The sequence below is a fragment of the Legionella steigerwaltii genome (assembly GCF_001468065.1).
Lineage (GTDB): Bacteria > Pseudomonadota > Gammaproteobacteria > Legionellales > Legionellaceae > Legionella > Legionella steigerwaltii.
Genome location: NZ_LNYZ01000014.1, coordinates 41961 through 54146 on the forward strand (window position 1 = coordinate 41961; position 12186 = coordinate 54146).

The window sequence follows — 12186 nt, forward strand, 5'->3', positions numbered from 1 at the left end:
GAACCCCGGGTTTCGCTTGCGCTTCACCCAGGCTACATCCAGCTTCAATTTTGGGGCGATTATGATTTCAATCATACTGCAACTTCAATGACTTATTTTTTTCCATATAAGCACAGAACCAGAGAATGAAAGGTAAGAAAATCAAGGTCATTAATAATTTATAATGCCAAACATTAACTACCAAACTAATAATTTGATCATAAGGATAGATGTCACCAAATAGCAAATTGTAGTCAACTAAACATAATAAAGAATTAGAACAAAAATTAGCGATTAAAATACGTAATGGACGATGTAAGTTCCACTTGGAAATTTTCAAGTAGTGTAACAACATAGCATTACTGATAAAGGCAATAAACAAAGTCAGGGAGGCAGTAGGTAGCCTTTTCAGCATGATGTAATTATAAAAAGGATTCAAATTAAAGAAGGTTGGAGATGGCAAGGCTACAATCCCCATAAGCAAAACATCAAATGTAAATTGAGTGGCAATGAGTATCAGACACAATTTTAGATTGACTCGATAACCCCACAGTTCGCCGAGAATGGTACTAATCACCAGGGTAATCGGAAAGAATAATGAACTGGCCGATAAAACCATATATTTATGTACAATCGTTACTATTCTGTATTCGCAAGCCAAACATATCAGCATGACTACGATCGCAACACAAATAAAGTAATGATATAAGGGTAACTCTTCTCTGCCGCGTTCAGGAAAAACTAAATTCTGGTATTTCAATAATAAGATCAAATAGAAAACACCGATAAGAAGCAGTATTAGTGAGGCAATCATGAATGAATCAATAAAAATTTGTTTAAAGCTTTGAAGATGAGCACCTGAAAATAAAAGGAAAAAGTCCAATCCAAAAAAACTGATGCCACCTAACACCGCAAGGAGCATACATTGCTTTGGTGAAGGTAACGTTTTACTGGATTTAGGATAAAACAAAAGATGGGGCAGGTAGAAGCTTAGTGCGAAAGCAATCGTAGTTGCAAAGAACTTTTTAGGTATGTCTTCAAAAATAATTTGATAAACTGGATTATCATGCATGTATTCAGCTGCGGGCAAATTGATTAAGACGTAAACACCAATACAAAAAAGATATAACGTCATTAGAGAGATATTGAGCAAGTGTCTTTGTTCTTTAATGGTGCAGTTTCTCAATGCTACCAAATACAAGCCTGCTATGAGTGGACAGATTAATCCATTCACTGAGAACACCAGTCCTTGAATGAGAACGATTTTAAACGATACGTTGATTAATAAAATAAGAGAGGTAATTACACTTACAGTCAAAAGTAAAAAGCAGCGTGAGTGCTGTGAAGGCAACAATTGATTCATATATGTAGGATTTCCATAATTTTGCCTTGCCTTTGCTAATAATTGCCTTGTAATGAACTAGTTCGCGCGTAAATATATCACCATTGCATTTAATATGGCAAGTATTGGTCAATTTTGCTTGATGAGCATATAAATTAAAGGAAATAGGCATAAATCAAGATATTAGCAAGAGTAAGAGGCGCACCAATTTTTATAAATTCAAGAAAGCCAAAGCCTCTAATGCCTCTTTTTTCACAGTTTTGAATAATAATGATGTTACTTGCTGCTCCTAAAATTGATAAATTACCGGCAATAGTACTTCCTGCGGCTAAAGCCAATAGGCTTGAATCAGAAACAGAATAGTGCATGAGAAGTGGCAAATATAAGGCCACCATGGGCACATTAGATATAAATTGACTAAGAACGATGCTGATTATCAATATAACAGGGATTTGAGTCACTGAGAGATGGAAATGATTGATCCGGGTTTGAAAAAAACCACTATCCCATACACTTTGCATCAGAATGAAAAGACTCACAAAAAAAATCAAAGTACCCCAATCCAAACGTTTGATCAGTTCCCATCGGAGCTTACTAAAAAAAATCGGCAAGGCTGAGATAAGTGCCATATGGCTGAAATTTAAGTGGATGGCGGGTCGGGTGAACTCGAAAATTATTTTAAGAGTGATTAAAAGAAAGAAAATGATTAAGCTCAATTTAACCAGGGTCACTGTATGGTGATCATTTATAGGCCCAGGGGCAGGTTTTTCTATAGGTTCATTTAAGGTTTCTTTGTATAAAAAATAGATAAATAGATAGGTAATTATAAGATTTATTACTGTGGGTATCGCCAAGAGTCTTATAAATTGAAAAAAAGGCGATGGCATTTCTCCTTTTATTGCAACTAATAAGTTTTGCGGGTTACCAATAGGACTAAGGGTACTGCCAATAGTAATTGAAAACGCCAGTGCAAAAAGTAAAGGCTTAATTAACTTTTTATGTGATTGGCACAATTGAATAATAATGGGGGTGCCTATAATTGCGATTGTATCATTCATAAGTAAGGAAGCGCTTAATCCAAGGACAAAGAGGATAATGAATAGAGCCTGTTTTCCGGTGTGGGCATGATAGAATAATTTATCCGTTAGTTGTTCTAAATAGCCACTGTCTTCAGCTGCTTGTGCAATGAGAAAAACACCAAACAAATAAAACACCACATCGGGTTCAATTGCCGCAATTGCATGAATTGGGGTAATTTGCTGCAATAAAAGTGCTGCTGCAGCGCCTGCAGTTGTAATCAGCCAAATTGGAATGATGACTCGCGTCATCCTACGAATCGCAATCCCAATCAAGGTGATTAAAAGAATCAGTGGCGCTACAGACATTCTTTTAATCCCTTATGCTTTAGCTGTATTCAGGTGGCGAATATTCACCTCCTATTGAGGAAGAAAACTCTTCCTTTTTAGGTGGTTCATAACCCATGGATTTAGGTCGCTGTTTGGTAGAAAATAAACTGTTTGCTGTGACTACCGTTGGAGGTTTTTGGGGAATTAAGCGTTTGGCATCAGCTATAGTTGGTGTTCGTACTGTTTTTAACTCATCGGCTGGAGGTAATGCTTTCACTGGAGTCTCTGGAGGGAGCTCAATGATTCTATTTGATTCATGTAAACCTACGCCCACTTTAGAATTTCCTTTTGCCAAGACTACTTCATAAGATACATTATTTCGTTGAAGCCACATTGTAAGTGCAGTAACAAAATCCCAAAAATCTTCTTTTTTACTTAAGGATAATAGAAATTCAGACAATTTTATAGGTAAGCCAAAGCGGTAGTTTAATACAACTGGGAGGGTGTATTTAACTGTAGATGCAATCGCAGTTGGTGCAGTCGTTAGTGATTTAACAGGTTTTGCAGACTCCACTATTTCTAAGATGTAGAGTAAATCACTGCGTATTTCGGGCCAAAATTGCTTAATCACCGGGTCATTGACTGCGTTCTTAGGGCTAAGAAACATGTTAGGTATTACAACTCGTGCCGCTTTCTTAAAAAATCCAGGCTGTGCCACTTGTACTGTCTCTAAATCACTGTCGAGTACTTTGGTTAAGAATTTAAAAACTGTTGATAGAGGAATGAATGGTTTTGCGCCTGGTGGTGGTTTAAAATCAATAGGCACTCGTTTCTGCAGTCCTGCAAACACAACATCAACAATAAACCGTTTCGTACGATCGTAAATAACTAAAGGATCCAGGGGGATTGTATTTTTTGGGGTTCTGACTAATGGCAAAGACATGTGTGATGCAACATTAATGTGCCCCAAAAGTAATAAATGGCGCAAGGTTCTAAGGTAAAGATAAGGAGGAGTTCCCACCGTGGATTCAAATCCATAATCCATCGCCATTGAGAGTAGGGTGTAAATTAAACCTAAAGACAGTATGGATTCCGATTTCATGGCTTTATGCCGTTCACATCGCTCTGGTGTTGCCATGCGAGTAATGTATTCGCCATAAAAAATGACGCTTAAAATAAAGGAGAGTTGTTCTCCATAAGGTAAGTGGCTAATTGCCCAAAGCACAAGATCATTAAAAGCTAATACTATAGGTTCGCGTAAAGTACCTTTAAATTTACGTTTAAAATTACACTCTTCTTCTTTGCATAATGTTTGTGGGGGTTGTGTGAGTTTCCATTTGTATTCATTAAAAGCGGACGAGCCTACGGCATCAAGAGCAAAAGTATGCACTACTAATTTAGGTGCTTGTCTATAAGTAAATCCCCATGTTATATAATCTATTAGAGTTAGGCTAGGTAAAACCGCATAGGAAGCCAACATTCCAGTTGGGTCTGCGGGTCGCAAATAAGTTTGAATGCCATAATTTACACCCTGGGCAGCGACAACAGGCAGGACATCATAAAGGAGTATATTCCCTGTGCCTTTGACTACTTTCAGCACCGGTGGTGTGACTACTGCAGGAATTGCTTCACGCAAGGCTAGAACTTGCTCAAATACGTAAAAGGTTGTATTTGCAACATAACCTACGGTTTGCTTTATCGGTACATTATTCCAAATCCAAGTTGCTCCATTGCCAAGTGACTTGGCGCTATCCGTCCACCAGTTCATATATTTGCGCTCCCTGCAACAACGAAATTTTATTGTATGAGTAAAAATATAGAAATGCCAGTCTTTTTCTCATGAAGCACAGGAACATTACATGTTGCTGCGATTCTATTAAGATCATTTTGTCTAAAAACAAAGTGGGTTATTCTTTATCTTTTAGTTCAACAATTCCAATGTCATCACTAATTAATTGATTCTTCCATGGTAAGTCATGATAAGTTTGTCCCTTTTTAAGCGGCAAGATTGGATATTTGATCACATCAAAAAAAGGGGAAAGATCAAAGTCGCTTGGTGTATAAAGACGAGGATTTCTGTGAATTAATGCATAACCTGTTTTGTCTTTTTTTATGAGAGGCAAAATAGGATAGTTTACTGATTGAAATACATTCGCGATCATTGAAGAACATATATCCTCAGTTGGTTGCAACATATTGTGCTGGAATAATGAAGAGCGCCATTTGCGAGGAAAAAAACTCCAGGGAAAAATAAAGCGTGCCAGATCAAAAAGATGTCTTAAACTGTAGTTTTTGCCAATTTTATGAATGGCGGCAGCAATCACTTTTTCTTTATCTTCCGGTAGGAGGGCAGAGGGTCTTAAAATGCGGATGTGATCATTTTTGTATTCATCTACAGTGGAAATTCGAGTTCCTTCACCGAGGATGCTCTCTATGATGAGTTGGTCTGAAGTCAGATTTTGAGTTTGTTTTTGCACGACTTCACGCAAAGAGGGATCAGTAATGTCCTCAAGACGTCCTATATATAATGCTGAGTGAGTCCAGGTGCTTTCGGAAATAAGGCGGATAATATTACCCATACGCGTATGACTTTCTACTAAGAGAACATCTCCAGGTCTTATTTCCTGAGTCAGCTGATCGAAATCGTACAGATACGTTCTTTTAATTACCTTATCTTCCTTTGATAAAAATCGATAAAATTTTAATAAAATGAAATTTAATAGTGTATTTTTATGACTTTCTTTCATCGTAGTTATCCATAACCAGCCTCTAAATGTAGCTTGGGTGCAGCGCAGCGAAACCCAGGAACCATACTATTGTATTTCCGAGTTTCGCTGCGCGGCACCCAGGCTACGATAATTCAAGGCAATCTCTTATAAATTCTTATCTGGGTATTCACAAAGATCCTGAATGATGCAGGTTTTGCATTTAGGACTGCGCGCTGTGCATACATATCGTCCATGTAAAACCAGCCAGTGATGTGCATCTTTTAAAAATTCAGGGTCTGTATTTTTTATGAGTGCTTTTTCTACCTCTAAAGGGGTTTTGCCTTTAGCAAGTCCAGTACGATTTGCTACCCGAAATATATGAGTGTCTACTGCTACGGTGGGTTCGCCAAAAGCCGTATTTAGAATAACATTAGCAGTTTTACGTCCGACCCCAGGCAGCGACTCTAATTCCACACGTTTATTGGGTACTTTTCCATTATAATTTTTAACCAGCAATTCGCAAGTTTTCATAATATTTTGCGCCTTGCTGTTATAAAGTCCTATAGATTTTATATATTCTTTTAATTTTTCGAGCCCTAAATCAAGAATATCTTGGGGCGTATTGGCTACTGGAAATAATTTTGCAGTTGCTTTATTGACCCCTACGTCAGTTGCTTGCGCCGAAAGAATAACGGCAATTAATAATTCAAAAGAAGAATGATAGGCAAGTTCCGTAGTTGGATGCGGATTGTGTTCACGAAATCGTACAAAAATTTCTCGACGCTTTTGTTTATTCATGATGTTTTTTTGCTTTTACACGAGCCAATGCTTGTTGAATGTAATCTTGCTTGGCTTGTATGTCTTTAGTTTGATCCACTTTCAAAGCAAGTTGGCGTTTTTCCCTATAAGCGTGTTGTTTTTCATGTTCTTCACGCAATAAACGGGTTTGTTTCGCGTGAAAACGTTTGCGTGCTAAGTCTTTATCATAGTGCACATCTGGTAAAGTAACCATCTCAATACAATCTACTGGGCAGGGCGCAACGCACAAACCACAACCGGTACATTCATGATCAATTATCGCATGCATTAATTTACCACTGCCAATAATCGCATCGACAGGGCAGGCTTTGATGCATTTAGTGCAACCAATACATTCTGCTTCACGAATGACTGCAACCGACGGCGCACGAGTATTCGCAAGGGCTTCTGTCAAATACGGCGTTGGATCTACATGCAACAAAGCTCCTAATGCTTTGACAGTGGCAACTCCTCCAGGAGGACATTTATTGATCGTGGCTGTCCCTTGAGCCAAGGCTTCAGCATAGGGTAAACAACCAGGAAAATCACATTCGCCGCATTGTGTTTGTGGCAAAAGTGCGTCAATTTCTTTAACTGTGGCCATTGTACACCTGTTTGGACTGCTCCAGCATGGCTTCTATTTTTTCTTTTTCAACACGAACCATTAAGGGCTGGAAGGTATTGAGATGATGATTTAATAAAGGCTGATCAATTGCTTCCCAAGTAAGTGGCTCACAATTTAAAAAGTCTTCTGCGGCTTTTGCCATCATAGGCAATACTGGCTTTAAATAAGTAATTAGGATGCGGAATAAATTAATTCCCATGGTGCAAATGTTTTGAACCTCGGCTAAACGTCCTTCTTCTTTTGCCAAAACCCAGGGTTTATTTGTATCGATGTACTGATTCACTTTATCGGCACAATCCATGATATGACGAATAGCACGTGCGTAATCACGTGAAATAAACGATTCGATGACTTCGGCGCGTATTTCCAGCAGTTCTGCATACAGCTGAGGATCACTTAAGTGATTACTGAGACGGTTATCAAATCGTTTATTAATAAAACCGGCACAGCGACTGGCGATGTTGACTACTTTACCCACCAGATCCGCATTGATGCGGTTGATAAAATCATCAAAATTTAAATCCAAATCATCAACACGACCATTGAGTTTGGCCGCAAAATAATAGCGTAGGTATTCTGGATGCAAATGTTCCAAATAGATACGGGCTTCGAGAAAAGTCCCACGTGATTTTGACATTTTTTGGCCGTCTACGGTCAAAAAACCATGGGTATAAACCGCGGTTGGCATACGGTGACCACTGGCAGCGAGCATGGCAGGCCAAAATAAAGCATGAAAATAAACAATGTCTTTGCCAACGAAGTGGTATAACTCTGTAGTGGAACCTTTATCCCAAAACTCAGCAAAGGAGACGCCCTGCTCATCACAGTATTTTTTAAAACTGGCCATATAGCCTATAGGGGCATCAAGCCAAACATAGAAGTATTTGTCTGTAGTTCCGGGAATAGGAAATCCAAAATAGGGCGCATCCCGAGAAATATCCCATTGTTTTAATCCAGCAGCAAACCACTCATCCAGTTTATTGGCAACCTCAGCTTGTAAATGACCGCTACGGGTCCATTCCTTTAAGAGATGTTCATACCGGGGTAAATCAAAGAAGTAATGCTCCGAATCTTTTTCTATGGGTTTGGCGCCAGAAATGGCAGATACTGCATCAATCAGATCCGTCGGGGAATAGGTAGCACCGCAAACTTCACAATTATCGCCATATTGATCTTTAGCTCCGCACTTGGGACAAGTTCCTTTAACGTAACGATCTGGCAAAAACATTTGTTTTACGGGATCATAAGCCTGACGTATGGTTCTTTTAATAATCGAACCGTTTGCCTGCAATGCCTCGTAAATGGCTGAAGCCAAAGCCTGGTTTTCTGGCGAATGGGTGGTGTGATAACAGTCATAATCAATTGCAAAGGCTTTGAAATCACGTTCATGACTTAACTTGATTTCAGCAGTCAACGCTTCGGGAGTGATTCCCATTTGCTCTGCTTTCAACATAATCGGGGTCCCATGCGCATCATCGCCACAAATGCTGATGCAATTAATGTCTGACATTTTATGGGTGCGTACCCAGATATCCGTTTGAATATGCTCTACTAAATGTCCAAGGTGTAAATGGCCATTTGCATAGGGTAAGGCGCTGGTCACCAGCATTTTACGTTGTTTCGCCATCAATAAGCTACCTGCTTGTATGAAATGACTGATTATAACGCATATGAGTGATAAATGCTGTAGGTAACTGAGTTATTGCAAGAATCATAGTACAGAGAATGTTTTGAGGGAAACCGAGAGAATACTCTGCGGTTTCAATTGGGGAAGTTAAGCCCGCAAAATAGTTTGTAAGTAGAAATAAAAAACGCGGCTTAGGCCGCGTTTTGAAGTTGTATTTTTTCTAAACTGTGTATTGTTTTTGTTGCTCATCTGTAACAACAGGAGCACCAGTACCTTTCTCTGTCTCTTTCTTAGGAGTAGCAATTGGAGAATCATAATGTACATCAGATTGTTGTGAAAATGGAACTACAGTTCCTTTTTCTTTCTTTGTACCTTGACCCATATCAGTATTTAACTTGGAAGAAGCATATGGATTAGATTTATACTGAGACCCTGTGTCAACACCTAATTTTTGTGTAGTGCTAGCATCTGTTTCAGGATGAGAAGAAAGAAGTGATGCATTTTTGTGTTTAGCGCGCATTTCTTTGCAGCAGCTTGCAACCCAAGAAACGAAGTTACCAACAGCAGCACCTACGTAAGTTGCAACAGAAGTAGCAGCAGCAGCTAATCCAGCAGCAAGACCGATTTGGGCAATAGCACTAGGACCAGCAATCGCAGCAATAGAAAGACCAGCGATTGTGAAACCAGCAACTGTAGCTAAAGCAGCAGGCCATAAAGCTAAAGTCAGTGCAAGACCACCAGCAACAGCTAAAGAAGCCCAAGCAGCAACAGTAATCGCTGTTTTATGTGCTTTAAGAAAATCAGTAGCTGAACGACCAACAGCCTTAATACCCTCAGCTAAGTAACCGAGTAAACCGGGGGTTACTAAAACTTGTCCTTTGACTATTTTAGGTGAACCGTCTGATTTTGTTACAGTAGAGCCTAATAATAAACTAGAAAGTCCAGTCAAAGCGTTAGCTGGTAAATAAGCAACCGCTTTACCAAAATTAGATAATTGTTCTCTTGTTAATGCCATGTTTTACTCCAAGGTTATAAATCACGGCGGATGATAGCAATGTTTTTGCTACATGTGAACCAAAAATGCTCAATTTGTTGTAACAAAAGTGTAAAAATATTTGATTTTTTGCTGTTATTAGTATAATAAATGGGCAGTTTTCTCATTGTAAGTTCTTTATGGTTTTTTTCTGCTCACTCATGAGGCCTTCGTTTTTAATTTAAGAAATACCAATATCCTAATTTAATGATATTAATCGAATTAATTTTTACTTTGGGGTTGAATGACGGTATAAAGTTGGATCAGCAACTCCAGCTCCAATAAACCCACGTCGTCTAAAAGTACAACTGTCGCATTCACCACATGCTTCGCCAGCATCGTTTGCCTGATAGCATGAAACTGTTAAGCTGTAATCTACGCCTAAACTTATTCCTAACTGGATGGTTTGCACCTTACTTAAGTGTTGTAAAGGAGCGTGGATGGAAAAATGATCCCCAGTGACACCCGCTTTGGTTGCCAGATTAGCTAATGTTTGAAACGCTTCAATAAACTCAGGACGACAATCTGGATAATGAGAATAATCAACAGAGCTTGCACCGATAAAAATGTCCCTTGCGCCTATGGATTCTGCAAGGCCTAAGGCCATCGCTAAGAAAATTGTATTGCGGGCAGGAACATAGGTAACCGGGATCTCAGAGCCACCCTGAAAAGCAGGTACTTCCATGTTAGAATCGGTCAAAGCAGAATTACGAAACAGTTCAGTGTCTAAGGTGACAATGTGATGTTTTAGCACTTTATAATGTTGTGCAATACGCTGGGCGGCATGCAATTCAGCGGAATGTCTTTGTCCATAAGAAAAGCTGATCGCATCACAGGAAAAACCTTTTGATGTTGCTAGAGCCAGACACGTCGTTGAATCCAGACCACCAGAGAGTAAGACAACTGCTTTTTTCATAATGTATTGGTCTCCATAAAGAATTTACTTTTTTTGTGACTTTTCAATATGCCCGAGAGATTATATTTTCCCGCAAGTTTTGGCAAATGATATTCCTACCTGCATCTGCAATGGGGACGGTCCGGGACGGACCCCGTTAATTATTAGTCAACTTGTTCAAAGCACATTGGGGTCCGTCCCGGACCGTCCCCATTGCAGCACTACGTCCACAGAATGTAGACTGTTGTTTTTTTGTCCGGACTTATTAAGCGGTTAGCTTTTTTTAGGTCAAAAATGCTGTTAGAATGCGCCAATCATGCCATAACATGGAACTTTATGACGACTACCCTTTATCCTGTTATCCTCGCTGGAGGTTCTGGAACTCGTTTATGGCCATTATCCCGTAAAAATTATCCAAAACAATTTCTGGCTTTAAATGGGGAGTTATCCCTTTTACAACAGACGGTGAAAAGAGCACAAAACTTAGTGAGTACTCATTCTCTTATTGTAAGTAATGACGCTCATTATTTTCTTTGTCAGGATCAGTTAAATCATTTTGCTCATTCAATGACTTATCTGCTGGAACCTTGTGCACGCAATACAGCCCCGGCAATTGCCTGTGCTGCCCATTATTTATCTCAAATTGCCGGCCCTGATGCCGTGATGCTAGTACTTCCTTCAGACCACTGGATAGCTGATGATAAGGCCTGGCAAGAAGCGATGTTAAGAGGCGCACAATTCGCAGCAGAACATCAAGCTTTAGTTACTTTTGGGATCGAGCCAGATAGCCCTAAAACGGGGTATGGTTACATAGAGGCGGGTTTGCCATTAACGGATAAGGTGCAACAGGTTTTAAGTTTTAGAGAGAAACCAGCCATTGAGATGGCGGAAGAGTTTATAGCCAGTGGCAATTATTTTTGGAATAGTGGCATGTTTGTCTGTCGTGCTGGTGTTTATCTCCAGGAATTAGCTGAATACCAGCCGGATATTCATTATTTTAGTCAGCAAGCTGTTTTAAAAGCCCAGCATCATCATGATTTTTTACGTCTTGATCTAGAATGTTTCTCACGTTGTGAAGCAGAGTCGATTGATTATGCGATTATGGAAAAGACCAATAAAGCAGCAGTTATCCCAGTTTCCATGCAATGGAGTGATTTAGGATGTTGGTCTGCGGTAGCCGATGCAAATGTACCTGATCAAGACGGAAATACGGTGACCGGAAAAGTTATAGCTCAGCAGAGTACTAATTGCTTGATTCATAGTACTGACATTTTGGTTACTGCCATCGGTGTACAAGATCAGATTATTGTTGCGACACAAGATGCTGTTTTAGTCGCTGACAAACAATATTCACAACAAGTTAAGGATTTGGTCAACTCTTTAAGTAAAGATCATCATCAAGTCACTCAGGATCATCAACGGGTATCTCGTCCTTGGGGATATTATGAGGTTTTAGCAGAGGGTGCTTCATTTAAAGTAAAGCGATTGATGGTGAAACCCGGTGCTCGTTTATCTTTGCAAATGCACCAGCATCGTGCCGAACATTGGGTTGTAGTTTCTGGAAAAGCAGAAGTAATCAATGACACGCAAACAATCTACTTATCTGTAAATCAATCAACTTATATTGCGCAAAATACGCTTCATCGTTTAAGTAATCCTGGGAGTGAACCCTTGTACGTCATTGAGGTACAAAGTGGTGCCTATTTGGGAGAGGATGATATTAAGCGTTTTGATGATATCTACGCGCGTGATATCTCCTAAAAATTGTTTTCTAAAAATTTTGTAGCCTGGGTGAAGCGCAGCGAAACCCGGGAATTTGATCGTAACGATCCC

General features: G+C 39.5%; 10 protein-coding genes. 1 reads left to right on the forward strand and 9 read right to left on the reverse strand.

From position 1 onward, the window contains the following. Positions 1 to 67: 67 nt before the first annotated feature. The 9 genes from Lstg_RS11010 to queC all read right to left on the reverse strand — a co-directional run bounded on the left by Lstg_RS11010 (position 68) and on the right by queC (position 10374). Positions 68 to 1342 (reverse strand): VUT family protein, encoded by a 1275-nt coding sequence (locus Lstg_RS11010; protein ID WP_058477733.1) that lies wholly within the window; start codon positions 1340 to 1342, stop codon positions 68 to 70. Between the two features lie 134 nt (positions 1343 to 1476). Then, the gene (locus tag Lstg_RS11015) at positions 1477 to 2706 is read right to left on the reverse strand and encodes an SLC13 family permease (RefSeq protein ID WP_058477734.1); all 1230 of its coding nucleotides are present in this window, start codon (positions 2704 to 2706) and stop codon (positions 1477 to 1479) included. Positions 2707 to 2725: 19 nt separating this feature from the next. Continuing rightward, positions 2726 to 4435 carry a hypothetical protein gene (locus tag Lstg_RS11020; RefSeq protein ID WP_058477735.1) on the reverse strand — a complete coding sequence of 570 codons (1710 nt, stop codon included), beginning with the start codon at positions 4433 to 4435 and terminating at the stop codon, positions 2726 to 2728. A gap of 139 nt (positions 4436 to 4574) precedes the next feature. Then, complete coding sequence (locus Lstg_RS11025; RefSeq protein ID WP_058477736.1) at positions 4575 to 5414, reverse strand: YiiX/YebB-like N1pC/P60 family cysteine hydrolase; 840 nt, start codon at positions 5412 to 5414, stop codon at positions 4575 to 4577. Between the two features lie 126 nt (positions 5415 to 5540). Continuing rightward, on the reverse strand, positions 5541 to 6173 hold the full coding sequence (gene nth, locus Lstg_RS11030) for an endonuclease III (protein ID WP_058477737.1): 633 nt from the start codon (positions 6171 to 6173) through the stop codon (positions 5541 to 5543). Further along, positions 6166 to 6777: an RnfABCDGE type electron transport complex subunit B gene (locus tag Lstg_RS11035; RefSeq protein WP_058477738.1), complete on the reverse strand. Its 612-nt coding sequence runs from the start codon at positions 6775 to 6777 to the stop codon at positions 6166 to 6168. The genes nth and Lstg_RS11035 overlap by 8 nt, the downstream gene beginning before the upstream one ends. Next, positions 6764 to 8425 (reverse strand): methionine--tRNA ligase, encoded by a 1662-nt coding sequence (gene metG / locus Lstg_RS11040; protein WP_058477739.1) that lies wholly within the window; start codon positions 8423 to 8425, stop codon positions 6764 to 6766. The genes Lstg_RS11035 and metG overlap by 14 nt, the downstream gene beginning before the upstream one ends. A gap of 220 nt (positions 8426 to 8645) precedes the next feature. After that, the gene (locus Lstg_RS11045) at positions 8646 to 9440 is read right to left on the reverse strand and encodes an MFS transporter (protein ID WP_058477740.1); all 795 of its coding nucleotides are present in this window, start codon (positions 9438 to 9440) and stop codon (positions 8646 to 8648) included. A gap of 247 nt (positions 9441 to 9687) precedes the next feature. Then, positions 9688 to 10374 (reverse strand): 7-cyano-7-deazaguanine synthase QueC, encoded by a 687-nt coding sequence (gene queC, locus Lstg_RS11050; protein WP_058477741.1) that lies wholly within the window; start codon positions 10372 to 10374, stop codon positions 9688 to 9690. A 315-nt stretch (positions 10375 to 10689) separates the two neighbouring features. Here queC and Lstg_RS11055 point away from each other — a divergent pair, with 315 nt between their 5' ends. Beyond that, positions 10690 to 12114 carry a mannose-1-phosphate guanylyltransferase/mannose-6-phosphate isomerase gene (locus tag Lstg_RS11055; protein ID WP_058477742.1) on the forward strand — a complete coding sequence of 475 codons (1425 nt, stop codon included), beginning with the start codon at positions 10690 to 10692 and terminating at the stop codon, positions 12112 to 12114. Positions 12115 to 12186: the final 72 nt, after the last annotated feature.